This is a genomic window from Massilia sp. TWR1-2-2, from assembly GCF_049897565.1.
Taxonomy (GTDB): domain Bacteria; phylum Pseudomonadota; class Gammaproteobacteria; order Burkholderiales; family Burkholderiaceae_D; genus JAFCUW01.
This window is the reverse complement of sequence record NZ_JAFCWM010000021.1, coordinates 1-22,290: the sequence shown is the minus strand read 5'-3', so window position 1 is coordinate 22,290 and position 22,290 is coordinate 1. Positions and strand designations below refer to the sequence as shown.

General features: G+C 64.8%; 26 protein-coding genes. 7 read left to right on the top strand and 19 right to left on the bottom strand.

From position 1 onward, the window contains the following. Nucleotides 1-4: 4 nt before the first annotated feature. A complete protein-coding gene (locus ACP7DD_RS18855; protein WP_426176339.1) occupies nucleotides 5-568 on the top strand; it encodes a TIGR00730 family Rossman fold protein in 564 nt (187 codons plus the stop codon). A 34-nt stretch (nucleotides 569-602) separates the two neighbouring features. Here the strand turns inward: ACP7DD_RS18855 and ACP7DD_RS18850 are convergent, their stop codons facing one another. From ACP7DD_RS18850 to ACP7DD_RS18800, 11 genes are all read right to left on the bottom strand, one after another. Beyond that, nucleotides 603-845 carry a diguanylate cyclase domain-containing protein gene (locus tag ACP7DD_RS18850; protein ID WP_426176338.1) on the bottom strand — a complete coding sequence of 81 codons (243 nt, stop codon included), beginning with the start codon at nucleotides 843-845 and terminating at the stop codon, nucleotides 603-605. Further along, nucleotides 845-1,276: a hypothetical protein gene (locus tag ACP7DD_RS18845; protein WP_426176337.1), complete on the bottom strand. Its 432-nt coding sequence runs from the start codon at nucleotides 1,274-1,276 to the stop codon at nucleotides 845-847. Before ACP7DD_RS18845 ends, ACP7DD_RS18850 begins: the two co-directional genes overlap by 1 nt. Nucleotides 1,277-1,345: 69 nt before the next feature. Continuing rightward, nucleotides 1,346-1,477, bottom strand: coding sequence for a hypothetical protein (locus ACP7DD_RS18840; RefSeq protein WP_426176336.1), 132 nt, complete (start codon nucleotides 1,475-1,477; stop codon nucleotides 1,346-1,348). Further along, a complete protein-coding gene (locus ACP7DD_RS18835) occupies nucleotides 1,461-4,175 on the bottom strand; it encodes a bifunctional diguanylate cyclase/phosphodiesterase (RefSeq protein WP_426176335.1) in 2,715 nt (904 codons plus the stop codon). The genes ACP7DD_RS18840 and ACP7DD_RS18835 overlap by 17 nt, the downstream gene beginning before the upstream one ends. 7 nt (nucleotides 4,176-4,182) lie before the next feature. Continuing rightward, nucleotides 4,183-4,617, bottom strand: coding sequence for a phosphate ABC transporter substrate-binding protein (locus ACP7DD_RS18830; protein ID WP_426176334.1), 435 nt, complete (start codon nucleotides 4,615-4,617; stop codon nucleotides 4,183-4,185). Nucleotides 4,618-4,627: 10 nt separating this feature from the next. After that, on the bottom strand, nucleotides 4,628-5,914 hold the full coding sequence (locus tag ACP7DD_RS18825) for a porin (protein ID WP_426176333.1): 1,287 nt from the start codon (nucleotides 5,912-5,914) through the stop codon (nucleotides 4,628-4,630). A gap of 214 nt (nucleotides 5,915-6,128) precedes the next feature. Continuing rightward, complete coding sequence (locus ACP7DD_RS18820) at nucleotides 6,129-6,638, bottom strand: YgjP-like metallopeptidase domain-containing protein (RefSeq protein ID WP_426176332.1); 510 nt, start codon at nucleotides 6,636-6,638, stop codon at nucleotides 6,129-6,131. A gap of 196 nt (nucleotides 6,639-6,834) precedes the next feature. Further along, nucleotides 6,835-7,191, bottom strand: a complete 357-nt coding sequence (locus tag ACP7DD_RS18815) for a KGG domain-containing protein (RefSeq protein ID WP_426176331.1) — start codon at nucleotides 7,189-7,191, stop codon at nucleotides 6,835-6,837. 113 nt (nucleotides 7,192-7,304) lie between these two features. Continuing rightward, on the bottom strand, nucleotides 7,305-7,850 hold the full coding sequence (locus tag ACP7DD_RS18810) for a hemerythrin domain-containing protein (RefSeq protein ID WP_426176330.1): 546 nt from the start codon (nucleotides 7,848-7,850) through the stop codon (nucleotides 7,305-7,307). A 31-nt stretch (nucleotides 7,851-7,881) separates the two neighbouring features. Next, the gene (locus ACP7DD_RS18805) at nucleotides 7,882-8,274 is read right to left on the bottom strand and encodes a phasin family protein (RefSeq protein WP_426176329.1); all 393 of its coding nucleotides are present in this window, start codon (nucleotides 8,272-8,274) and stop codon (nucleotides 7,882-7,884) included. 231 nt (nucleotides 8,275-8,505) lie between these two features. Next, nucleotides 8,506-9,537 carry an NADP-dependent oxidoreductase gene (locus tag ACP7DD_RS18800; RefSeq protein ID WP_426176328.1) on the bottom strand — a complete coding sequence of 344 codons (1,032 nt, stop codon included), beginning with the start codon at nucleotides 9,535-9,537 and terminating at the stop codon, nucleotides 8,506-8,508. Between the two features lie 138 nt (nucleotides 9,538-9,675). Between ACP7DD_RS18800 and purU the strand changes: the two genes are divergently transcribed. The 3 genes from purU to ACP7DD_RS18785 all read left to right on the top strand — a co-directional run bounded on the left by purU (nucleotide 9,676) and on the right by ACP7DD_RS18785 (nucleotide 11,756). After that, nucleotides 9,676-10,545: a formyltetrahydrofolate deformylase gene (gene purU, locus ACP7DD_RS18795; RefSeq protein WP_426176327.1), complete on the top strand. Its 870-nt coding sequence runs from the start codon at nucleotides 9,676-9,678 to the stop codon at nucleotides 10,543-10,545. Between the two features lie 21 nt (nucleotides 10,546-10,566). Beyond that, a complete protein-coding gene (locus ACP7DD_RS18790) occupies nucleotides 10,567-11,109 on the top strand; it encodes a YaeQ family protein (protein ID WP_426176326.1) in 543 nt (180 codons plus the stop codon). Nucleotides 11,110-11,285: 176 nt separating this feature from the next. Next, nucleotides 11,286-11,756, top strand: coding sequence for a copper chaperone PCu(A)C (locus ACP7DD_RS18785; RefSeq protein ID WP_426176325.1), 471 nt, complete (start codon nucleotides 11,286-11,288; stop codon nucleotides 11,754-11,756). A gap of 5 nt (nucleotides 11,757-11,761) precedes the next feature. Here the strand turns inward: ACP7DD_RS18785 and ACP7DD_RS18780 are convergent, their stop codons facing one another. Further along, the gene (locus tag ACP7DD_RS18780) at nucleotides 11,762-12,532 is read right to left on the bottom strand and encodes a head GIN domain-containing protein (RefSeq protein WP_426176324.1); all 771 of its coding nucleotides are present in this window, start codon (nucleotides 12,530-12,532) and stop codon (nucleotides 11,762-11,764) included. Nucleotides 12,533-12,705: 173 nt separating this feature from the next. Here ACP7DD_RS18780 and ACP7DD_RS18775 point away from each other — a divergent pair, with 173 nt between their 5' ends. Next, a complete protein-coding gene (locus ACP7DD_RS18775) occupies nucleotides 12,706-13,344 on the top strand; it encodes an SAM-dependent methyltransferase (protein ID WP_426176323.1) in 639 nt (212 codons plus the stop codon). Nucleotides 13,345-13,360: 16 nt separating this feature from the next. On the opposite strand, the gene ACP7DD_RS18770 is transcribed toward ACP7DD_RS18775, so the two are convergent. Together ACP7DD_RS18770 and ACP7DD_RS18765 are read right to left on the bottom strand one after the other, a co-directional pair. After that, nucleotides 13,361-13,522, bottom strand: coding sequence for a hypothetical protein (locus tag ACP7DD_RS18770; RefSeq protein WP_426176322.1), 162 nt, complete (start codon nucleotides 13,520-13,522; stop codon nucleotides 13,361-13,363). Continuing rightward, a complete protein-coding gene (locus ACP7DD_RS18765) occupies nucleotides 13,500-13,796 on the bottom strand; it encodes a hypothetical protein (protein WP_426176321.1) in 297 nt (98 codons plus the stop codon). Before ACP7DD_RS18765 ends, ACP7DD_RS18770 begins: the two co-directional genes overlap by 23 nt. Before the next feature lie 245 nt (nucleotides 13,797-14,041). On the opposite strand from ACP7DD_RS18765, the gene ACP7DD_RS18760 reads away from it, so the two are divergent. Further along, entirely contained in the window at nucleotides 14,042-15,163 is a 1,122-nt protein-coding gene (locus tag ACP7DD_RS18760) for a type IV pilus twitching motility protein PilT (protein WP_426176320.1), read from the top strand. A gap of 76 nt (nucleotides 15,164-15,239) precedes the next feature. On the opposite strand, the gene ACP7DD_RS18755 is transcribed toward ACP7DD_RS18760, so the two are convergent. The 5 genes from ACP7DD_RS18755 to ACP7DD_RS18735 all read right to left on the bottom strand — a co-directional run bounded on the left by ACP7DD_RS18755 (nucleotide 15,240) and on the right by ACP7DD_RS18735 (nucleotide 19,013). Then, nucleotides 15,240-15,593: a phosphate-starvation-inducible PsiE family protein gene (locus ACP7DD_RS18755; RefSeq protein WP_426176319.1), complete on the bottom strand. Its 354-nt coding sequence runs from the start codon at nucleotides 15,591-15,593 to the stop codon at nucleotides 15,240-15,242. 109 nt (nucleotides 15,594-15,702) lie between these two features. After that, nucleotides 15,703-16,977 (bottom strand): c-type cytochrome, encoded by a 1,275-nt coding sequence (locus ACP7DD_RS18750; RefSeq protein WP_426176318.1) that lies wholly within the window; start codon nucleotides 16,975-16,977, stop codon nucleotides 15,703-15,705. A 7-nt stretch (nucleotides 16,978-16,984) separates the two neighbouring features. Then, complete coding sequence (locus ACP7DD_RS18745) at nucleotides 16,985-17,689, bottom strand: c-type cytochrome (protein ID WP_426176317.1); 705 nt, start codon at nucleotides 17,687-17,689, stop codon at nucleotides 16,985-16,987. Between the two features lie 270 nt (nucleotides 17,690-17,959). Continuing rightward, a complete protein-coding gene (locus tag ACP7DD_RS18740; protein WP_426176316.1) occupies nucleotides 17,960-18,544 on the bottom strand; it encodes a 3'-5' exonuclease in 585 nt (194 codons plus the stop codon). Between the two features lie 7 nt (nucleotides 18,545-18,551). Beyond that, nucleotides 18,552-19,013 (bottom strand): ProQ/FINO family protein, encoded by a 462-nt coding sequence (locus tag ACP7DD_RS18735; protein WP_426176315.1) that lies wholly within the window; start codon nucleotides 19,011-19,013, stop codon nucleotides 18,552-18,554. 567 nt (nucleotides 19,014-19,580) lie between these two features. Between ACP7DD_RS18735 and rpoD the strand changes: the two genes are divergently transcribed. Then, complete coding sequence (gene rpoD / locus ACP7DD_RS18730; RefSeq protein ID WP_426176314.1) at nucleotides 19,581-22,082, top strand: RNA polymerase sigma factor RpoD; 2,502 nt, start codon at nucleotides 19,581-19,583, stop codon at nucleotides 22,080-22,082. Nucleotides 22,083-22,290: the final 208 nt, after the last annotated feature.

Below are 22,290 nucleotides of genomic sequence, written 5' to 3'. Positions count from 1 at the left end.
AACGATGAAGTCGATCTGTGTGTATTGCGGCGCCTCGCCAGGCGCCGATCCGCTGTACGCCGACACCGCCCGCGCGCTGGCGCAGGTGCTGGTGTCGCATAACATCGGCCTGGTCTACGGCGGCGGCAACGTCGGCCTGATGGGGGTGCTGGCAGACGAAGTGCTGCGCCTCGGCGGCGAAGCGACCGGGGTGATTCCGCGCGCGCTGGTCGAGCGCGAAGTCGGCCACACTGGCCTCACGCGCCTGTTCGTCGTCAAGGACATGCATGAACGCAAAGCGATGATGGCGGAGCTGTCGGACGGCTTCATTGCCATGCCGGGCGGGATGGGCACGCTCGAAGAACTGTTCGAGATGCTGACCTGGTCGCAGCTCGGCATCCATGCCAAGCCGGTCGGCGTGCTCAACGTGAACGGCTTCTACGATGGGCTGGTCGGCTTCATCGGCCACCTGCGGGCCGAAGGCTTCGTGCGCGCCGAACATGCCGCCCTGATGCTGGTCGAGGTTACGCCGCAAGCGATCGTGCAACGGTTGCAGGCAAGCGGACAGGCATCGATACCGCGAACGTAATTTTTGTAACTTATCTCTAACGACGTTGCGTGAACTAAGCGGCCGGCGCCTCGATCGGGATCACCTGGTTGCGCCCCGACGCCTTGGCGATGTACAGCGCGCGGTCGGCGCGCGAGATGGTGCCGGCGAACGGCTCGTCGGCGCTGCGCTCGGCCAGGCCGGTCGAAAACGTCACCGTCAGTTCGCCATCGAGTTCGCCGATGCGCATCGTGCGCACGCGCTCGGCCATCCGCTGCAGCACGGCCGTGGCGTCGGCCGGCGTGGTTCTGGGCAGCATCAGCAAAAACTGCTCGCCGCCACCGCCGCCAGCAGTTCCTCCTTCTGGCGCTTCAGGCGCACCCGCAGCTTGCCCATTTCGCCCGTCAGCTGCGACAGCTCCAGCAGCGACGCGGCGACCAGCGCGAAGTGGACGATTTCGACGTCCAGCGGAAAATGCAGCGGATCGCTTGCCACCAGCCAGTCCATGGTCGCGCCGGACATGGCGGTGGTGGCACCGCACGGCGCCAGCGTCTGACGCGGTCGCAGCGAAAAGGTGCAGGACACGATCATCACCAGCGGCAGCATCAGCGTGGCGCCGCGAATCGGTCCGGTGATCGCATAGCTTGCCGCGTTGCAGCCAAACGCAATGAGCGCCTGCAAGGCCGCCATCACCGACGGCGCGATGCGCAGCGCGTGGCTGGCGCGGATCATCGCATAGCAAGCGGCCACGCACGCCGTGCCGAACCCGATGCGCGCGGTGCCCGCTTCGCGCTCGACGTTCCCAATCCGTATCTGCAGCTACATCAGCCACATGGTGAACATGTAGAACACGCCCGTCGCCGCCCAGTAGCCGAGCAGGCGGCGCAGTTTCGGATCGTCGCCCGTGAGCAGCCGCAGCAGCCGGCGCCGCAAGTCATGCGCCTGCCACATCGCACAGCTGCTCGGCCGACTGCAGCGTCTGAGCGCGCAGCATGTCGGCCACGGCGTCCGGCGGCAGCGGACGGCTGAACAGGTACCCCTGCATCTCGTCACAGTCGTTGCGGCGCAAAAAGTCGCGCTGCTGTTCGGTCTCGACGCCTTCAGCGATGACGCGCAGGTTCAGCTTGTGGCCGAGCGAGATGACCGCCATCGCAATAGCCTGGTCGTCGGCATTGTCGGCCAGTTCGCTGACGAACGACTTATCGATCTTCAGGCTGCTGATGGGGAAAGACTTGAGCGCGGACAGGCTCGAATAGCCGGTGCCGAAATCGTCGATCGACAGCGAGATGCCCATCGCCTTCAGTTCGCCCATCTTGCCGACCGACTGCGCCAGGTCGCGCATGATCAGGCTTTCCGTCACTTCCAGTTCGAGCCCGTCGGCCGGCAGCATGCTGTCCTCGAGCGCAAGGGCGACACGCTCGACCAGTCGCAGCTCCTCGAACTGGCGCGGCGAAACGTTGACCGACATGCTGATCGGCGCCAGTCCGGCGACGCGCCACGCCATGTTCTGGTGGCACGCGGTGCGCAGCACCCAGTCGCCGATGGCGACAATCAGGCCGCTTTCCTCGGCCAGGCCGATGAAGCGCAATGGCGAGATCATTCCGTGTTCCGGGTGGTGCCATCGGATCAGCGCCTCGACGCCGAAAATGAGGCCGCTGCGAAGGTCGACCTTCGGCTGGTACAGCAGGCTGAACTGCTGTTGCTCGATGGCGTTGCGCAGCCCTTCGAGCAGCAACAGCTTTTCTTCCACGCGGGCGTTCATTTCCCGGGTGTAGAACAGCAGGCGGTTGTTGCCCGTCTCCTTGGCGCGGTACATGGCGGCGTCGGCGTTCATCATCAGCGTGTTCGGCTCGGCGCCGTCGCGCGGATACATCGCCACGCCCGTGCTGCACGATACCTGCACTTCCTGGCCGCCGAGCTGCATCGGGCGCGTCACCGCCTGGCGGATGTTCTCGAGCACCTGCACGATCACCAGCGCGTCGTCGCCAAGGTCGGCGAGGATGATGACAAATTCGTCGCCGCCGAAGCGGCCGACCGTGTCGTCGGCCCGCAGGCAGCTTTGCATGCGGGCGCCGACCACTTGCAGCAGCGCGTCGCCGGCGTTGTGGCCGAGGCCGTCGTTGACGAGCTTGAAGCTGTCGAGGTCGATGAAGGCGACCGCCACGCAGCGGCTCTTGCGCTGGGCATGCAAGATGGCCTGGTCGAGGCGATCGCGGATCAGGCTGCGGTTGGGCAGGCCGGTCAGCTCGTCGTGGTGGGCCATGTGGTAAATGCGTTGCTCGGCCAGCTTGCGCTCGGTAATGTCGCGCACGATTGCCACCAAGCCGTCTTCCACCGCCACCACCTGGCGGTGCATCCACATGTTGCCGGTGCGCGCCGTCCCGCCGCTCCATTCGGCTTCGCGCATGCCGCCGGAGCGAACGGCATCGACCAGGTCGTCGAAGATGCCGTTCTGGCGGTAGCTCGGCATCAGCGCCAGGACGGTAGAGCCGATCAGCGATGTGCGGCTGCGCCCAGTGAGCAGCTCGGCGCGCCCGTTGATCGCCTCGATGCTGAAGTCGACGATCGCGCCGCTATGGTCGCGCACGCTGCGCATGACGAAAAACGCATCCAGGCTCGCTTCGGAAGCGGCGGCGAAGGTCTCCTGCGCGCGCCTGCTGCGGCGCTGGGTGCGCGTCAGTTGCCACGACCACAGGCACACCAAGGTCACGATCAGCACCAGCAGGACGCTGCCGATTGCCGCGCCCCACAGGTAGGTGCGCCCGCGCAGGTCGAACGGGGCGACCTGTTCGTCACGGTCGAGCGCGACCATCGCGCTGAGGGGGAAGCCGTGCAGCGGCCGCACGCTGATGTAGCGCGCCACGCCGTCCCATGGGCTGGCGACTGGCGTGGCAGTGCTCTCGACCGCGGCAAGTCGGGTCGTCTGACCCCAGCTGACCTTGTCGCCGCTGCGCATCGCTCGCATCACGCCATCGGCGCCGATCATGGCCAGCACGCCCCGCTCGCCCTGGCGCGACCGCTCGTAGCCGCTGGTGAAGTAGACCGGATCGGCTTCGACGATGACGATGCCGGCGAAGCGCCCGTCGGCGTCGTTGAGGCGGCGCGTGAAATGCATGTGCCCCTCGTTCTTGCCGGCGTCGCGCAGCGTTTCGCTGACAAACACGGTGTCGCTGTCGCTGTTGCGGTGGAACTTGAAAAAGCTGTCGCCCGACAGCTTGGACGGCGGCGCCGGCGGATTGCTCGCCAGCACCATGCCGTCGCGGTCGGCGATGGCGACGACGAACACCAGGCCGGAGGGCAGCAAGCCCTTTTCGTTCAGCGTCGGCAGGGCGGCGCCGGCGCCTTTGAGTTCGACGACGTACTTGAGCACCTTCAGCGTCTGGTCGATGCCGCCCAGGTTGCGCGCCAGTTGCGCTTCATAGGTATCGATCAGTTCGCGCACCGAATCGCGCGCCGCATTATGGGCGGCGGCCTGCTCGATGCGCACGAAATGGCTGGTGACCATCCAGATCGCTGCCAGCAGCGGCAAGGCGAACAGCGGCAGCGAGATGTGGGTCTCGAGGCCGCGGCCGAGCCAGCGCCGCAGCAATGCCGGGAACAGCGCTGGCGCGCTGGTCGACACGGCGCCCACCGATTTGGCCGCTTGCATGCGTCGGTCAGTGCAGCGCCAGCACCGGTTTCACCGACGCGTCCAGCGCGGACCTGTCGATGTAACCGATCAGCGACGGATTGTCGGCCACGAGCTTGCGAATTGCCGCGCTGCTGGGCGCTTCGCGCGGCGGTTGGCCGCGGCCGGTGAAGATCATCTTGCTCCAGTACGCCTTCACCAGCGCCGGCGTCTTGGCCGCCACCTTGGTGTAGAACTCGTCGCGCTGGGCCGAGCCGATGCCCTGGTCGAGGGCGACGGCCTCGCCGCCGTCGGGGAAGCGGCCGACCTGGCCGAGAAAGATATCGGCGACCTGGTCGGCGCGCAGCGCCGCCACCGGACTCTTGGCCGAGACGATCACGACCAGCTCGCCGGCGTTGGCGCCAGGGGAGAGCAACGCCAGCACGACAGGAAACAGCAGGTGCCGCAGGGAGGGAAATTTCATCGGCGCCCTCTTAGAAAACAAAGTCAAGCAGCGCGCTCGCGACGTTCACGGCGCTGCCGGAGCGAAAGCCTGGCTGGACATTGGTGAAGGTGCCGCGCGAGCCGTCCTGCGGGGTCGCGCGATCGAGCTGAAGCTTGAGTGCGACGTCGGTGCCACAGTCCCAGCGGGCGCCGATGCTGATCGTGCGCTGCGCCGGAACGGTCGTCAGCAGCGCGTTCAAGCTGCCATTGAGGATGGTGCCGGCGCGCGCCGCGGCCGGCGGCAAACGCGACAGATCGAGGCCACGCTCGGTGGTGGCGCTGTCGGCCTTGACGCGCGCATAGGCGACGTAGGGCGTGAAGGCGCCCAGACGGTAGCCGGCCGTGGCGTACAGTCCGGTCGTGTCGCCGAGCAGGGAGCGCGTGCGCATGCGCCCCACTTCGCTCATGACGAACCAGCGGCCCGGATCGTAGTTGGCGCCGACGCTAAGCGCGGTCACCTGTTTGTTGTCGAGCGCGTAACGCTCAGCCAGGCCAGCGCCTTGCGGGCCGAACTGGCGCAGGCCGTCGAACAGGTCGCGCAGGATGTCAATCGTCAGATCGGTGCGCAGCATGCTCACGCGCACGCTGGCGGCGCCGTATTCGGTGGTGTTGGCAAAACCGGCCAGCCGCTTCGCCTCGATGGCGCCGCCGGCCGGTAGTGCCAGGCGGGTCTGGCCGAAAAACACCTGGGTGACGTTCTTGACCGCGCCGCGGTTGAAACGGTAGGTCGCGTCGATGCCGTCGCTGCTGGTGAGCGGGATGACGCCATACACTTCCACCGGCGAGCGCGCCCAGGGCAGAGCGTAGCCGACCTTGCGGTAGTCGGCTGCCAGGAACATCGGCAGCGCGATGCGCCCGACCCGCAGCGCCAGGTCGGCACTGGCCTGGTACTTGACGTTGGCCCATTCGATGACCGGCCGGTAGCTGTTGTCGAGGCGCTGTTCGGTGACGGCCTGCACCACGGCGGACCACTGGTCGTTTGCCGTGTAATTGAGTTGCGCACCGAGCCGGCTGTCGAGGCTGGTGCTCCAGCGGCCGCTCGCGCCGACGCCGTCGGGCTTGAGTGCCGACGTGATGTAGTCAGCGTGGGCATGGTTCGAGTACGCCACGCCGGCGCTGCCAAAACCGCTGAACGACCATGCCGGTTTCGCCAGCTCGTCGGCGTGGGCGCACGCCGCGCAGGCGAAACCGATCAGGGCCGCGCCGAAACGCAGAACTGGCCGCGGGCCTCTGGCGCTGGCGGTTATTCGGAGCTCTGCCGGTTGCTTAACGTGCATTGAAATGTTCTCATCAGGACAGGTGGGGCGAAAACTTGCGCCCTCGCGCAGCGGTAATTCAAGCGGCGCGAAGGGTCGTCCTAAGATTGTGACGGGATCGTTGTGCGCATTGCATGGGACACGAAGAGGACACCGCCGACTAGCTATTGCATACACGAAGCAAAGTCTGAATTGCCAAAGTTCACTCAATGTTGCAAAATGGATACAACCCGCGTCAGCTCCACAGGCGCTCGCCCGACGTGTCGAGCACGGTGAGAGCCAGGCGCAAGTCAAATTCGTACTGGTGGTACTGCGGCTCCATGTGGCAGCACAGCTTGTAGAACGTCTTGTCGTGCTGCTTTTCCTTCACGTGCGCCAGTTCGTGCACGGCGATCATGCGCAGCATTTCGAGCGGCACGGTCTTGAAGACGGTGGCGATGCGGATCTCGTGCTTGGCTTTGAGCTTGCTGCCTTGTACCCGCGAGATCGACGTGTGCAGCCCGAGCGCGTGCTGGATCACCTGGATCTTGTTGTCGAACGCGACCTTGCTGATCGGCTCGGCGTGGCGCAGGAACTCTGACTTCAGGTCCTGCACGTAGTCGAACAGCGCCTTGTCGGTGCGGATCGCGTGCGCGTGCGGATAGCGCTGGCGCAGCACGGCGGCGAGCTTGTCGTCGGCGATCAGCTGCGCCACCTGGGCGCGGGTCTGCTCCGAGTAGGCGCTGAGGTATTTCAGTGTAGGCATAGGCCGGCGAATGTACCACATCGCGTCGGCGCCGGTGGGGCGGGCGGGAAAAATGCCGGGCGCGGAAGAGCGCTTCCCGGCCCGGCGCAAATAGCGGATACGACTAGCTGATCGCAGCAGCAGCAATGCAACGTGACACGTTATTCAAAGCGATGCCGGTCCGGCATGCCGGCGCGAAGGCGCCTGCAGCACAGGCCTATTCCTCCTTGTTGCCTTGGCGGTTGCCTTTCGGTGCGTTGGCGGCGGCAGCTGCCGCGGCGGCGGCGCGGTTGGCCGACTGCCGGCTCTCGCCGCCTTTGCGGCCGATGTCGGCCATGTGTTCACGGTCGCGGCTGACCGCCTCGCCGCCTTTTTGTCCGGCCCGACGCGCTTCTTCCGAGTCGAATTCGTGCGCGGTTCCTTTCTGGTGTGCGGCCTGGCCACCCTTGCTGGCGATCTCCCGCTGCTGGTTGTGGTCCATTGCGGCAAAGCCGCGCTTGGCCGTTCCGCTTTTCTGGGCGTTGCCGCCCGAGGTGGCGCCTTTGCCACCGCTACTGTCTTTGCTTGTCGCCATGTCGATCTCCTGGTGTGCACACTGTGCTGAAAACCGGGGGGATGGTCCCGCGCCGGGCGCGCGCATTGATGCGCTCGTGGATTTAGAGGTAGGGGAAGGCCTTTAGTTCCGCCCTAGTTCGGGGCGCGCGGCTGGCGGCGCGCCCCTTCGTGCGGCGCCATCGCGTCGATCGTCGACGGCGGCGACGACAAGTCTTCCTCAAGTTCTTCCTTGCGCGACGCGAGCTGCTCGCCAAGGTCGTCGAGGTCGATGCCGGCGTTGCGCGCCGCGTCGAACAATTCGCTCTCTTCTTTGTCGATGTGGTGCGCGACTTCTTCGCCGAGCACGGTGACGGTGGCGTCGAAGTGGTCGTCGCCGGGCATCATCACTTCGAGCTGTCCGATCAGCTCGCGTGCGCCGGCGTGCTCGATGTCGGCCTCGTCGAGCAGTTCGTCGTCATCGATCGCGCTGCGCAGCACCGGGTAGAAGATCTCTTCTTCGAGCATCGCGTGCAACGTCAGCTCGTAGCAGATTTCGTCGACCAGTTCGGTCTTGCGGCGATCGTCGTCGTCCTTGCCCTTGAGCGTGTCGAACTCGCGGAACATGGTCTTGACCCTGTCGTGGTCGGCCCTGAGCAGCTCGAGTGCAGTGGCTGCGCCGTCTGTCTGTTTGCGTTTCATGGTGAGCTCCTGATGTGCGTGGTAGTGGCGGTCAGTGCATGGCGCCGCTGGCGTCGTCCGGCACATCGCCGCCGGCCGCGCGGGCGTAGCGGCTCGCTTCCGGAATGTGCGCTTCGGCCGCGCGCGTGAAGTCCTGCTGGGCGCCGGCGATGACGCCGAGCAGCTGCTGATGGTAGGCGCGCATGCGCTCGTTGGCCGGCGGCACCTGCTTCATCGCCGTCTCGACAAACTTGGCCGGGTCGCTGCACGAGAGCAGTTCACGGCCGGTGTACAACGCGCTTTCGGTGCACTGGCGCGCCAGTTTCAGGTTGATGTCGCTCAGCTGGCGCATGGCGTCGTAGGCCCGCTGGGCAAATTCGGTCATGAAGTCGACCTGCGATTCGAGTTGCGCACGCAGGGCGGGGTTGTCGTTGAATAATTGCATGTTGTCCTCAGCTTCAGTCGGTCGGAAAAGAGCGCCGCATGGCAGCGATGCGCGTGCCCAGGAATGGACTTCAAATAGACGTCGACTGACGCGCCAAGTTCAGGCAATTCGAGCTGCGAGTGAGATAGGTCAAGCGAGGGCAGCGAAGCGGGAACGATGCGGGTGCTGCGGTGGTCTGACCTATAGGTCAGACCTTTTCAAGCGAGTGGTGCGGATCGGTGAAGGGGCTGGCTAAGCGTCGGCGAGCTTGAGTACGAGCTTGCCGAAGTTTTTTCCGGTAAACAGCATCAGCAGCGCGTCGGGGAAATTCTCCAGGCCTTCAACGACGTCCTCGCGGCTCTTGAAGTTGCCTTCCTTGAGCCACTTGCCGATCGCCGCCACGCCCAGGGGGTAACGGTCGGCGTAATCGAACACGACGATGCCTTCCATGCGCGCGCGGTTCACCAGCAGCGACAGGTAGTTCGACGGACCCTTGACCGGCGCGGTGTTGTTGTATTGCGAGATGGCGCCGCAGATGACGATGCGGGCGCGCATGTTGATGCGGGTGAGGACGGTGTCGAGGATCTCGCCGCCGACATTGTCGAAATACACGTCGACGCCGTTCGGGCAATATTCTTTCAGGCCGGCACGCACGTCGCCGGCCTTGTAGTCGATGCAGGCGTCGAAGCCGAGTTCCTTGACGACGAAGTCGCACTTGTCCTTGCCGCCGGCAATGCCGACCACGCGGCAACCGAGCTGCTTGGCGACCTGGCCGACGGTCTGGCCGACCGCGCCGGCCGCGCCCGACACCACGACCGTTTCGCCCGCTTTCGGCTGGCCCACTTCGAGCAGGCCGAAGTAGCCGGTCATGCCGGGCATGCCGAGCGTGTTGAGCCAGGTCGGCAGCGGCGCGATCGCCGGATCGATCTTGAAGTAGGCGCCGTACTTGTCGTCGGCCGCGCCGACCCAGTAGCGCTGCACGCCGATTGAACCGGAGACGTGATCGCCGACGGCGAACTTCGGCGACTTCGACGCCACCACCACGCCGACGCCGCCGGCGCGCATGACGTCGCCGATGCCGACCGGCTTGATGTACGACTTGCCTTCGTTCATCCAGCCGCGCATGGCCGGGTCGAGCGACAGGTACAGCGCCTTGACGACGATTTCGCCGTCGGCGATGTCGCGCACCGTTTCGCTCGTCATCTGCCAGTCGGTCGGCTTGGGCAGGCCGACCGGCCGCGCGGCGAGGCGAAATTGCTGGTTCAGCAGGGTGGTGTCGGACATGGCGCTTCCTTGGTGGGGGATGGAGCGAACAATATACCGTAAATTGCACGGTCGTGCTATTTTGCCATGATGGAAAATTCGCCGTCGCGTGCGACAATGGCGGGCTTGCCCGACCCACTTCTTGCAACGTTGACGCCCATGACGCAGCCCGAATACATCCTGACCCTTTCCTGTCTTGACCAGCGCGGCATCGTCCATCGCGTGTCCGGTTTCCTGGCCGAGCACGGCTGCAACATCATCGACTCGGCCCAGTTCGGCGACGCCGAGTCGAACCTGTTTTTCATGCGCGTGCATTTCGCGCTGGAAGATGGGGCGGTGAGCGACGCCGGCCTGCGCGGCGGCTTTGCCGCCATGTGCGCGCCGATGCAGATGACGTGGCAGCTGCACGACGCGCGCGCCAAGCCGCGCGTGATGCTGATGGTGTCGAAGATCGGCCACTGCCTGAACGACCTGCTGTTTCGCTACAAGAGCGGCTTGCTGCCGGTCGAAATTCCGGCGATCGTGTCGAACCACATGGACTTTTACCAGCTGGCGGCGAGCTACAACATCCCGTTCCACCACCTGCCGCTGGCGACCGGCGCCGACGAAGCGGCCAAGCTGGCGCAGGAAGCGAAGGTGCTCGAGCTGATGGCCAACCACCGCGTCGACCTGGTGGTGCTGGCGCGCTACATGCAGATTTTGTCGCCGGGGCTGTGCGAGGCGATGGCCGGCAAGGCGATCAACATCCACCACTCGTTTTTGCCAAGTTTCAAGGGCGCCAAGCCGTACGCGCAGGCGCACCGGCGCGGCGTCAAGCTGATCGGCGCGACGGCGCACTTCGTCACCGGCGACCTCGACGAAGGCCCGATCATCGAGCAAGATGTCGAGCGGGTCGACCATGCGATGACGGCCGAGACGCTGACGGCGATCGGGCGCGACGTCGAGTGCGTGGTGCTGGCGCGCGCTGTCAAGTGGTTCGTCGAACACCGCATTTTGCAAAACGGCGACAAGACTGTCGTCTTCAAATAACCTTACCTTCATCGAGCATCAATGGCACTTAAAGCGACAATCTACAAAGCCGAACTGCAGATTGCGGACATGGACCGCAACTACTATCAGCAGCACTTGCTGACCTTGGCGCGCCACCCGTCGGAAACGGACGAACGGATGATGATCCGGCTGCTGGCGTTCGCCATCAACGCGAGCGAATCGCTGACGTTTACCAAGGGCTTGTTCGACACCGATGAACCGGACCTGTGGCAGAAAGACCTGACCGGCGCGATCGAGTTGTGGGTGGAAGTGGGCCAGCCGGACGACAAGCGCCTGCTGAAGGCGTGCGGGCGCGCCGCGAAGGTGGTGGTGTACAGCTACGGCGCGACGAGCCATATCTGGTTCAAGCAGATCGCCAACAAGCTCGAACGGGCGAAGAATCTGTCGGTGATCAACATTCCGAGCGAGGCGGCGGTGCAGCTGCAGAAAATGGCGAACCGGAACATGCAGCTGCAGTGCACCATCCAGGACGGCCAGATCTGGCTGACCGACAGCGTCGACACCGTGCTGGTGGAGCGCGAGCTGTACAAGGAAGAGCGCTGATCACCAGAAGTGGTAGCGATGCCCGCCTTCGCGGGAAGTCGGGTTTGCCAATGGCGAGCATGACGGTTTTCAAGCTGACGAATGTGGTTCGCGTCTGGCGGCTGCAGGCAAGTACACGACAGCGCCTGCGCTATAATCGCTGCACCATCTGTCTATTTACTTGTCCGGGAACCGCAATGAAAAAGCCACTCTTCGCGCTGATCGCTTCGATCGCGTTTGCCTCCACCGCGCTTGCCCAGACCACCGTCAGCGAGCCCTGGGTGCGCGCCACGGTGCCGCAGCAAAAGTCCAGCGGCGCCTTCATGCATGTGCGCTCGGCCGATGCCGCGCGGCTGGTGTCGGCCAGTTCGCCGGTGGCCAAGTCGGTCGAAATCCACAAGATGGAGATGGTCGGCCAGATGATGAAAATGCGCGAAGTCGATGGCATCGACCTGCCGGCCGGCGAAACGGTGAACCTGGCCTCCGGCGGCTACCACATCATGCTCGTCGGCCTGAACAAGCAACTCAAGGAAGGCGAAAGCGTGCCGCTGTCGCTGCTGGTCGAGCGCCAGCAGGGCAAGCGCGAGACCGTTGTCGTCGACGCGCCGGTCAAGGCGCTGACGTATGCGGCGCCGAAAGCGCCGGCGGCTGGGCACGCGCACCACTAAGACATTCAGCGTGGAGTGCCGGCTAATTTGTTGGCGGCGCCCGAGCCACCGACCGTGGTGCTCACGCGCGGGTCGCCGTAGTAGTTGACGTCGCCGGAACCGGCGATGATCACTTTCAGCTGGTCGCGTACGGCGATGGTGGCGTCGCCCGAGCCGGCGATGTTGACGCTGGCGTCGGTGCTGTGCAGCCGGCCCATGTCGACGTCGCCGGAGCCGGCAATCGACACGCTGAGCCTTTTGGCGGCGCCGCCGAGCACCTTCAGGTCGCCGCTGCCGCCGATGTTGACCGACAGCGACTCGCTGTCGATGCTGTTGACGTTGATGGAGCCGGAGCCGCCGATGGCGACCGTGACCTTCGAGCCGCGCAGCGGGTCGGCGTTGATCGAGCCGGAGCCGTCCACCGCCAGCGTGTCGACGCCCTTGGCCTGCACCACGAACCTCATGCGCCGCGTGTCCAAATGGACGTTGCGCCTGGAGGCGCGAATCTTCAGGGTGCCGTTTTCGACCACCGTCTCGATCAGCGGCAGCAGGTTGTCGTCGGTTTCGATGGTGACGCTTTCGGTATTGCCGATGCGAAGTTCGACGCTGCCCGGCAGCGCCAGCGCGACGCCATTGAAGTGGCCGAGGGCGCGCGCTTCGGTCTTGACCTGGCCGCTGCCCTTGACGCGCTCGGCGTTCCAGCTGCCCGCTTGCGCGGCTGCGGCGGCAACGACGACGCCAAGGCTGCACAGGGCGAGCATCAGGGCGTTCAGGGGACGGGTCAGGCGAGTGTTCATGGCGATTTTTCCTTGTTTGTAGTAACTGACCCCATAGTAGAAAAGCGCGGCGCCGGACGCCGGCGGTTTGCGACAGACTGCAGGCAACGCCGGACAGAATGCATTTTTCCCGCCTCCAAGGCGGTATCATGGCGGGGCCGGGCAGGCGCCCGGCATCAATTCACTGGAAACTCATGCTTATCATTACCATCAAACAGGGCAAGGAAAAGAGCCTGCTGGCCGGCGAACCCTGGATTTACGCCTCCGCCATCGACAGGGTCGACGGCAAGCCGAACGAAAAGATGAAGCCCGGCTCGACCGCCGTGGTGCAGTCGTCGGCCAAGAAGTTCCTCGCGCGGGCGGCCTACAATTCGAAGTCGCAGATCCGCGCCCGCGTCTGGACGTTCGACGAGGCGCAACCGGTCGACCATGCGCTGATCAAGGGCCGCGTGCAGGCGGCGCTGGCCAACAGCGCGCCGGCGGCGAAGAAAGCCAGGCCGGACCAGGTCGTCAAGCTGGTCAACGCCGAGGCGGACGGCTTGCCCGGGCTGCTGGTCGAATCGTTCGGCGGCAAGGACGGCTACCTGATTTGCCAATTCCAGGCCGGCGGCGTCGAGGCGTGGAAGGTGCCGATCGTGCAGGCGCTGCTGGCCGGCACCGTCTGCAAGAACGTCTACGAGCGCTGCGACGACCTGGTGCGCAAGGGCGAAGGTCTGCCGCTGGTGGCCGGCGCGCTGGCCGGCGACGAGCCGCCCGACGAAGTGATCGTCACCGATGGCGGCGTCAAGTTTTCTCTCGACCTGAAGACCGGGCACCGCAACCGCGTCCGCTAGGCGCTTGCCGCCGCCGTCAGAATGTGCCGCCCATCAGGCGCCTGATCTCGCCCACGCACATGGACGAGAGCCGCTCGGTCTCCTCGGGGTCGTCGAGCGCGCGCTGGCGCGATTCGACGCCGGCCATTTCGGCCTTGATCAGCGCGGGCAGCCAGCTATTGATGTTGTCGTGCAACATGGCGACGCCCTGGTCGCGCGGCGCGCACGCGCTCATCGATGACGGGCAGGCTGTCGGCATCCACCTTCACATGGCCCATTTCGTCGGCGAACACCTGGCGGTACGAACACGACGCCGGCGGCAGTTCGCGCGCAACGTGCACCTCGAACGGCCGGTAACCGGGTTCGACGGTGATACGCGGCGCCAGGCACTCGCGCTTGCCGATGACGTCGACCAGGGCGGCGCCATCGATGACGATCTCGGCGCGCGTGGTGCTGGACGTGAGGCCCATCATCGACCCCGGCCCGTCCTGGCGCCAGCAGCAGCGCGGAAAGCCACATCATCGACGGGAAACTCCAGTGATGGTGCGAAGGGTTCACGGCTGCGTCCATGGGATGTGGACCGGGTGAGCTCATGCTGCGTCTCCCGAAGAGGTTTGACAAGCGAAATCAAAGAAATATCTTTCGATAATGCAATCTTTTTACTGTTGGCCGTCTTATAATTGGCGCCACCCACTGATTGACCTGCCGAGACCGCCCGATGGAAAACCACCAGTCCTCCCAGATTCGCACCCTGTCGTACGTCGAAAATGAAGACCATCCGGTGTTCGGCACGCTGGTCGAGCAGATCCTGCACCTGCTCAACTCGCGCCTGATCTTTTCCGACGTCATCATCCACCAGAACAGCCCGCTGATGCTGCGCCAGCCGAAGGGCCTGGTGGCGGTGACCGATTCGCCGATCACCAAGGAGGAGCTGGAAGAGTTCTTCGAAGTCATCGAGCCGAACTGGTCGGAGCGGATCGCCGACCGCGCGTTCGACCGCTCGATCGACCTGCACACGGCGCGCATCCGCGCCAACTGTTTTACCTTCCAGGGCAAGAAGCGGCTCGGCTGCGTGATCCGGCGCTTTCCGAAGGAACCGGTGGCGCTGGCCGAGCTGGGGCTGCATCGCGACGAGCAGGAATTCGCCAAGCTCACCAGCGGCCTGGTGCTGATCATCGGCGACACCTGCCAGGGCAAGTCGACGACGATCGCCTCGATGCTCGACGAAATCAACAAGCAGCGCTCGGGCCACATCATCACCATCGAAGACCCGGTCGAGACCTTGATCCCGCAGCGCAAGTGCATCGTCACCCAGCGCGAAGTGGGCGTCGACGGCGACGTCGAAAGCTATTACCTGGGCGCGCTCGACGCGCTGCGCGAGCGTCCGGACGTGATTGTCATCGGCGAAATTCGCGATGCGCAGACGGCGCAGGAAGCGCTGGCGCTGGCCGAATCGGGCCCGCTGGTGCTCGCCTCGCTGCACGCGCGCTCGACCGAGCTGGGCTTGCAGAAGATGATTCGCCTGCTGGGCAACTCGGAAGCGCAGTCGCAGGCGCTGGCGCATGCGTTGCGCGGCGTGCTGTGCCAGGCGCTGCTGCCGTCGAGCGAGGGCAACCGCTACCACCTGGCTACCGAGTGCCTGACGCCGGGGCCGGCGTTGACGCGCATGCTCGAGACGGGCAACATCTCCGGCATCCGCGCGCACATGAACGCCACCACCGACGCCGGCTGCCACACGATGAATGCGTCGCTCGAAGTACTGCTGTCGGGGCACAAGATCAGCGTCGACGACGCGCGCAACGCTACCACCGACCGTCTCGGCTTTGCCGACATGGTGTAAGTTCTGGTGTCAGGTCTGACATTCGGACATTTCGAGAGCGAAATGTCCGAATGTCAGACCTGACACCGGCTTTTGACTATGCGCACTCCTGGTTGCATGGTGGGACCCAGGCGCACTCTATGTTTTCGTGTCTGACGACGACCTTGATGATCGAATGCTTGAGCTCGAGCGCGATGAGCAGCGTCATGATCATCCCGAAGACGAGCTGGAACGTCTCGTGCGACAGCGGACTGAGCGACTGGGTGATCGGCAGCAGGTAGACGATGCGGATCAGCTGTACCAGGGCCACGACGATGATGACCGCGATCACCATGCGCGGAATCGCCGCGACGATCTGCTCGAAACGCTCGTAAATTGTCATCACGGCCCAGGAATGGCGGCGCCGGGGGACCCTGGCCTCAGCCGGCGCCAGTCCATCTTGATGATTCATTCTCACCTCCAATCGCGCCGCAGGGCTGGCCCGCACGCCGCGCTGAGACCTTGCCGACTCCATTTTGACAACATGGGCCGAAAAGATTCCCCGCTTCGGCCGCATCGCGCTAGTCGAGCGGCGTGCTGCGGTAGCGATTTACTTCCGCGCTGCTGACCGGCGGCGCCGTGTTGCCCCAGCTGGCGCGGATGTAGCTCACCACCGCGGCCACCTCGGCGTCATCGAGCACATGGCTGAACGGCGGCATGCCGTACGGGCGCGGATTGCCGGTCGTGCCAGGCGCGAAGCCGCCATTGAGCACGATGCGCACCGCATTGACCGAATGATCCATTGTGATGGCGCGATTGCCGGCCAGCGGCGGGTAGGACAGCGGCAGGCCTTTGCCGTCGGCGCCGTGGCAATCGATGCAGTGGGTGTCATACAGGTTCTTGCCTTGCGCTACAAGCTGGTCGACCTGCTGCCCCTTGATCGGCTCGCGCACCGGGGCCGGCATGGCGGGCAGCGATTTGAGGTAGGTCGCCATCGCCGCCACGTCCGGTTCGCTGACGTGCTGCAGGCTCTTGAAGACCACTTCGGCCATCGGCCCGAACACGGTGGCGCGCGGCGACTGGCCGGTTTTCAACAGCTGCACGATTTCCGGCACCGCCCAGCTGCCCAGGCCCGCTTCCGCGTCGGACGTCAGCGACGGCGCGTACCAGCCGATGGTCGGAATCAGGCCGCCGCCAAGGCCGCCTTCGATGGCGCCGGCGGCGTTGCGCGGGCTGTGGCAAGCGCTGCAGTGGCCGAGTCCGTCTACCAGGTAGGCGCCGCGATTCCACGCCGGCGACTGCGCCGGCACCGGCTCGAACACGCCGGGCGTGAAGTACATCAGGCGCCAGCCGGCCAGCGCGACCTGCTGGTTGTACGGGAAGTTGAGCCGGTGCGGCGTGTTCGCCCGCTTGACGGCGGGCACGCTGCGGAAAAAGGCGTACATCGCATCGGCGTCGGCGCGCGTGAGCTTCGTGTAGTTGGTGTACGGGAAGGCCGGATACAGCAGGCGGCCATCGCGCGACTTGCCGTTGTGCAGCGCGCGCCAGAAATCGTCCGCGCTCCAGGCGCCGATGCCGGTGTCGCGGTCGGGCGTGATGTTCGGCACGTACAGCGCGCCGAACGGCGTTTCCATCGCCCGGCCACCGGCGTATTGCTCGCCGCCACGCACGGTGTGGCAGGCCATGCAGTCGCCGGCGGCGGCGAGGTAGGCGCCGCGCGCGATGTTTTCCGGCGTGGCGGCGACGGCAGCTGGCGCGGCCGACGGCACGAATTGCTCGCGCGGCCAGGCGACGATCACGGCCAGCAGCAAGGCGGCCGCCAGGGCGGCGAGAACGATCAGGATCTTACCGGTCATGGCGGTCTCAGTCCGGCGCGCTGCCGCAGGCGAGCGGCAGCGGGCGGGCAATGGCGGCGGCCGGCGCCGGATCGGCCGGCAACGCTCGCGCGCCGAGCCAGCTCGAGATGGCGGCGACGTCGGCCAGGCTCAGGCGATTGGCGATGTCGGCCATGCAATCGGGCGCATGGGCGCGGCGCGCCTTGTTGCGCCACGCGCCGAACTGGGCGTTGACGTAATCGCGCGGCAAGCCGGCCAGGCCGGGAATGGCCGGCGCAACGCCGGTCAGTTTCTCGCCGTGGCAGGCGATGCAGGCGGGCACCTTGATGGCGGCGTCGCCCTGCAGCACCAGCTGCTTGCCGCGCTCGAGCACGGCCTGCGACACGGCAGTCGGCTGGATCGGCGGCGCCGGCAGGTGCTGCGCGGCGAAGTGCTCGGCGATCTCGCGCAGGTAGGCGTCGGGCAGGTAGTCGACCATGTAGGTCATCAGGGGATACTGGCGGCGGCCTTCGCGAAAGTTGATCAGCTGGTTGTACAGGTAGCCGGCCGGCTTGCCCGAGATGCGCGGGAAAAACGCATCGGTCCCCTGGTCCTTGGCGTGGCACGACGTGCAGGCAATGACGCGCTGCGCCATGGTATCGGGCAGCACCGCCGGGCGGTCGGCGGCCAAGGCGGGCAGGGCGCCGATGAACAACAGGACGGCGATGCGGGCCGTGCTAGCGGTGGAGGGCATGGGAAACTTTGCTGGAAATATCGCGCTGGGGCGCCAAGGCTCAAGGATAACGTGTTTGGCAAGATAAGGACGCGTTCACGCTTCACGCGGGCTTCACGATGCCCGCACATTGCTGCGCGATGATGGCGGCGAACCCACATGCCGGAGCAAGCAATGCGGACCTCGAAGGCGAAGCTGCACAAGCCGGCCGCGAAAACCGCCGCAAAGGCGTCAAGCGTGTGGTCGAGTTCCCGCTGCTGCGGGCCAGGTGCGAGCCTTGACTGGACGGCTTTACTGCGCGGCCTGATCAATGCGCCAGCGGCGATAAATTTTCAGCGCGACATGGGCGTCGTCGGCCGCGTACAGGATCTGCTTTTCGGTCAGCCGCGGCAGCGCCCAATTGGTGGTGGTGATTTTCTTCGATTTTTGCAGCCGCTGGCCGAAAAAGCGCGCAACGGCCGTCTTGGCACCGAGCGTATTGCGCTCGTTCTTGCGCAGCGCCGTCGACAGGTCGAGCACGTTGCTCGTTTCGATGCCGAGCTTGGCCCTCAGGCGCTTGACGTCGTCCGACAAACCGAACCCGACCTTGAGGATCGTGGTCGATTCGAGCACCGCCTTGAGCACCTCGACGGCCGGCATGGCGCCGATCTGGAACAGATAGGCTGCCTCGTCGGTGGCGAGCTGCACCAGGTGTGGTCCGGTCGACACTTCGCCTTTCAGGAATGTCGGCTTCGATTCGGTATCGAAGCCGAGCACGTCCATCGCCAGCAGCGCCTTGAGCGCGTCGGCGGCGTCGCGCTCGGACTTGACCATGCGCACGTCGGTCAGCTTGATGCCGTCGTAAGGCGGCAGCAATTCTTCCTGATCGGTCAGCATGAGCCCGTTAGGTGCGCGAGAACTTCGACGCCAGTTGCAGCAGCTTTTCCTGGCGCATCCGGTTCGCTTCCTCGGCCTGGGCGGCGTCGCGCTCGGCCTTTTTGCGCTCGGCTTCTTTCTTGAAGCGCTGCTGCAAGACTTCCTTGGCGTGCAGGCGGTGGGTGTCGGTCACTTCCGCGCCGGCGGCGCCGTCGAGGTCGTAGCGCACCGTCGCTTTCTCCATCGCGCGCAGGTAGCGCAGCGAGCCGGTGTGGATGCCGAGCGCGGCGCGCATGGTCTTGCGGTCGAGGTCGGGCAGGCGCGCCAGCAACTGCTTGTCGATGCCAATGGCAAGCGGCAGGCAATTGCGGAAGGCGGGAAACTGTTGCTGCAGTTGTTTGAGCAGGGTACGCGCACTCATTGCCGCCGGTGCGGCCGGTGCGGGGGCCGGGGTGTCGACGACTTCCTCGACAGGGCTAGTTGTATTCATTGACTTCATTGTAAGAGCTGGAACCGGAAGGATAGCATGGGTACTTTCGTATGTGCGGCCGCAATTGGACGACGTGTTGTTTTGCCACTGCCGCGGGCGGGGCAGAAGTCGTCGCCGGCGAGCGACGCCAGGCGAAATCGTGTATCATCCGCCCCTTGCTCTGCGCACAACTTGAGGCAGCGCAGACGTACCGGAGAGCTTGGAAGAAACAGGTGTTGCCCCTTAGTATAAGTTTTCGTTATAACGGTTATGGGTTCTTTTCATTATCGTGATGCGTTTGCTTCGGGCATAATTGCACCTGTCTCCTCTATTCTCTTAGGAAAATAGATTCAAGCCCGGTCCCGTATCGGGCTTTTTTTTTCTGCCATGCATAGCGCCACTTTGATCACAGCACGCCCGATTTCGCCCGGCCCCACTCGGCACCACCGCGTTCCGTCAAGCTTGATTTTGGGCAGCCTCGCCCTCAGGTAGGGGTATTCCCGAACACCTTCCATCGGGCCCGGCACTTCGGGCTCGGGTGGATTTTTGACTTCGCTGGCGCGCACCGCCGCGACTGGAGAGTTATTAATGACCAAGAACACCGCCAAGACCCTGACACTGACCGCCAAGAAGGCACCGCGCAAAATTGCCGCGCCGCTGGCCGTGTCGAAAACTGCGACCTCGTACTTCCTCGAGACCGAGGACGCCGCCCCGGTGACCGTCGTCAAGACCCGTTCGCGCCTGGCGGAGGCCCCTGCAGCAGCCGAAGCGCATTCGGCGCCGATCGATGACGCGCTCGAGGCTGACGCAGCGCCGGCGCCAACGGTCGTGCGCAAGCGCGTCTCGAAACTGGCCGCCGTCAAGGAGGCCGAGGTCGTGGCCGAGGAAGTTGTCGCGCCGGTCGCGGCCAAGGTGGCCAAGCTGCGCATCCGCAAGACCGACGTCGAGCCGACCGTGATCATCACCGGCGGCCAGTCGGTCAGCCAGACAACCGATGCGGCCACTTTGGCGGCGATCGACACGTCCGGCTACCTGCTGCCGTCGGTCAAGGTGCCTGGCCGCCGCGGCCGCAAGCCAAGCGAATTCACGCCCGAGAACGACGAAGTGGCCGCCCTCAACGCGGTCGAGCGCGCCGAACTGAAGGCCGTGTCGAAACTGAAAGAGCGCAAGGCCAAGGGCGGCCTGGCCGGCGCGCTGGCGGCCGATCCGAAAACCTCGGAAGCGGACCTCGAGCGTCGCCGCAACCAGATCAAGAACCTGATCAATATGGGCAAGGACCGCGGCTTCCTGACCCACGCCGAGATCAACGACCAGTTGCCGGAAAATATCGTCGATCCGGAGGCGATCGAAGGCATCATCGCCACCTTCAACGACATGGGCATCGCCGTCTACGAGCGCGCCCCTGACGCCGACACGATGATGTTGAGTGACAACGTGCCGACCGCCACCAGCGACGACGAAGTCGAAGCTGCCGCCGCCACCGCGCTGTCGACGGTCGACTCCGACTTTGGCCGCACCACCGACCCGGTCCGCATGTACATGCGCGAAATGGGCGCCGTCGCGCTGCTCACGCGCGAAGGCGAGATCGAAATCGCCAAGCGCATCGAAGGCGGCCTGAAGGACATGGTGCAGGCCATCTCGGCGTGCCCGACGACGATCGCCGAAATCATCGCGCTGTCGCACAAGATCGAGCGCGACGAGATCAAGGTCGATGAAGTGGTCGACGGTTTCGTTGACCTGAACGAGCCGTCGACGCCGCAAACGCCGGCGCCGCACGTGGCCGCCTCTGACGACGATGAGGAAGACGACGAGGAAGTCGAAGAAGAAGACGGCGACGCCAATGGCGGCGCGGCCGGCTTCTCGGCCGAGCAGCTGAACCAGCTCAAGCGCGGCGCGCTGGAGAAATTCCACCTGATCGAAGCGCAGTTCGAGAAAATGGCGAAGGCGTTCGAGAAGGAAGGCTACGGCTCGAAGCCCTACGTCAAGGCGCAGGAAGTGATCTCCAACGAACTGCTGGGCATTCGCTTTACCGCCAAGGTGGTCGAGAAGCTGTGCGACACCTTGCGCCACCAGATGGACGAAGTGCGCCACATCGAAAAAGCCGTGCTGGCAATCTGCGTCGACCGCTGCGGCATGCCGCGCGCGCACTTCATCAAGGTATTTCCGGGCAACGAAACCGATCTGGACTGGGTCGACGGCGAAGTCAACGCCAACTATCCGTACAGCGCGGTGCTGGGCCGTAACGTGCCGGCCATCAAGGAACACCAGAAGCGCATGATCGCCCTGCAGGCGCGCGTGGCGCTGCCGCTGGCCGACCTGCGCAAGATTAACAAGCAGATGGCCGCCGGCGAAAAGCGCGCGCGCCACGCCAAACGCGAGATGACCGTTGCCAACTTGCGCCTGGTGATTTCGATCGCCAAGAAGTACATCAACCGCGGCCTGCAGTTCCTCGACCTGATCCAGGAAGGCAACATCGGCCTGCTGAAGGCGGTCGACAAGTTCGAATACCGCCGCGGCTACAAGTTTTCGACCTACGCGACCTGGTGGATTCGCCAGGCCATCACACGCTCGATCGCGGACATGGCGCGCACGATCCGCGTGCCGGTGCACATGATCGAGACGATCAACAAGATGAACCGCATCTCGCGCCAGATCATGCAGGAAACCGGCAGCGAGCCGGACCTGGCGACCTTGGCGCTGAAGATGGAAATGCCGGAAAACAAAGTGCGCGAAATCATGAAGATCGCCAAAGAGCCGATCTCGATGGAAACGCCGATGGGCGAGGACGGCGATTCGCAGCTGGGCGACTTCATCGAGGACAACGCGACCCTGGCGCCGCTCGACGCCGCGCTGCACGCGTCGATGCGCAACGTCATCAAGGAAGTGCTCGATTCGCTGACCCCGCGCGAAGCGAAGGTGCTGCGCATGCGTTACGGCGTCGAAATGTCGAACGACCACACGCTGGAAGAAGTGGGCAAGCAGTTCGACGTCACGCGCGAGCGGATTCGCCAGATCGAAGCGAAGGCGATGAGCAAGCTGCGCCAGCCATCGCGCTCGGACAAGCTGAAGAGCTTCCTGCACAACCACTGATCGGTTGCTCGCTTGACAAAAAACCGCCAGTCCGACTCGTTCGGCTGGCGGTTTTTTCATGGCTGCGACCGAGGGGGCGAGGGGTCTGACCTGACCCTTCCCCTCATATTCCGACCCTCATGACCATGGATGCCAGCGCATGCAACGCCTCATTGAGTTGTTGTCTCGGCTGAAATGATTGCGGATGTTCGCTAATCCAACTTTGTGC

Bases quoted from the DNA above. Each gene is read 5' to 3' on its own strand.
- ACP7DD_RS18855 (WP_426176339.1), top strand. From the start codon at position 5: ATGAAGTCGATCTGTGTGTATTGCGGCGCCTCGCCAGGCGCCGATCCG.
- ACP7DD_RS18850 (WP_426176338.1), bottom strand. From the start codon at position 845: ATGCTGCCCAGAACCACGCCGGCCGACGCCACGGCCGTGCTGCAGCGG.
- ACP7DD_RS18840 (WP_426176336.1), bottom strand. From the start codon at position 1,477: ATGTGGCAGGCGCATGACTTGCGGCGCCGGCTGCTGCGGCTGCTCACG.
- ACP7DD_RS18835 (WP_426176335.1), bottom strand. From the start codon at position 4,175: ATGCAAGCGGCCAAATCGGTGGGCGCCGTGTCGACCAGCGCGCCAGCG.
- ACP7DD_RS18830 (WP_426176334.1), bottom strand. From the start codon at position 4,617: ATGAAATTTCCCTCCCTGCGGCACCTGCTGTTTCCTGTCGTGCTGGCG.
- ACP7DD_RS18825 (WP_426176333.1), bottom strand. From the start codon at position 5,914: ATGCACGTTAAGCAACCGGCAGAGCTCCGAATAACCGCCAGCGCCAGA.
- ACP7DD_RS18820 (WP_426176332.1), bottom strand. From the start codon at position 6,638: ATGCCTACACTGAAATACCTCAGCGCCTACTCGGAGCAGACCCGCGCC.
- ACP7DD_RS18815 (WP_426176331.1), bottom strand. From the start codon at position 7,191: ATGGCGACAAGCAAAGACAGTAGCGGTGGCAAAGGCGCCACCTCGGGC.
- ACP7DD_RS18810 (WP_426176330.1), bottom strand. From the start codon at position 7,850: ATGAAACGCAAACAGACAGACGGCGCAGCCACTGCACTCGAGCTGCTC.
- ACP7DD_RS18805 (WP_426176329.1), bottom strand. From the start codon at position 8,274: ATGCAATTATTCAACGACAACCCCGCCCTGCGTGCGCAACTCGAATCG.
- ACP7DD_RS18800 (WP_426176328.1), bottom strand. From the start codon at position 9,537: ATGTCCGACACCACCCTGCTGAACCAGCAATTTCGCCTCGCCGCGCGG.
- purU (WP_426176327.1), top strand. From the start codon at position 9,676: ATGACGCAGCCCGAATACATCCTGACCCTTTCCTGTCTTGACCAGCGC.
- ACP7DD_RS18790 (WP_426176326.1), top strand. From the start codon at position 10,567: ATGGCACTTAAAGCGACAATCTACAAAGCCGAACTGCAGATTGCGGAC.
- ACP7DD_RS18785 (WP_426176325.1), top strand. From the start codon at position 11,286: ATGAAAAAGCCACTCTTCGCGCTGATCGCTTCGATCGCGTTTGCCTCC.
- ACP7DD_RS18780 (WP_426176324.1), bottom strand. From the start codon at position 12,532: ATGAACACTCGCCTGACCCGTCCCCTGAACGCCCTGATGCTCGCCCTG.
- ACP7DD_RS18775 (WP_426176323.1), top strand. From the start codon at position 12,706: ATGCTTATCATTACCATCAAACAGGGCAAGGAAAAGAGCCTGCTGGCC.
- ACP7DD_RS18770 (WP_426176322.1), bottom strand. From the start codon at position 13,522: ATGTTGCACGACAACATCAATAGCTGGCTGCCCGCGCTGATCAAGGCC.
- ACP7DD_RS18765 (WP_426176321.1), bottom strand. From the start codon at position 13,796: ATGATGGGCCTCACGTCCAGCACCACGCGCGCCGAGATCGTCATCGAT.
- ACP7DD_RS18760 (WP_426176320.1), top strand. From the start codon at position 14,042: ATGGAAAACCACCAGTCCTCCCAGATTCGCACCCTGTCGTACGTCGAA.
- ACP7DD_RS18755 (WP_426176319.1), bottom strand. From the start codon at position 15,593: ATGAATCATCAAGATGGACTGGCGCCGGCTGAGGCCAGGGTCCCCCGG.
- ACP7DD_RS18750 (WP_426176318.1), bottom strand. From the start codon at position 16,977: ATGACCGGTAAGATCCTGATCGTTCTCGCCGCCCTGGCGGCCGCCTTG.
- ACP7DD_RS18745 (WP_426176317.1), bottom strand. From the start codon at position 17,689: ATGCCCTCCACCGCTAGCACGGCCCGCATCGCCGTCCTGTTGTTCATC.
- ACP7DD_RS18740 (WP_426176316.1), bottom strand. From the start codon at position 18,544: ATGCTGACCGATCAGGAAGAATTGCTGCCGCCTTACGACGGCATCAAG.
- ACP7DD_RS18735 (WP_426176315.1), bottom strand. From the start codon at position 19,013: ATGAATACAACTAGCCCTGTCGAGGAAGTCGTCGACACCCCGGCCCCC.
- rpoD (WP_426176314.1), top strand. From the start codon at position 19,581: ATGACCAAGAACACCGCCAAGACCCTGACACTGACCGCCAAGAAGGCA.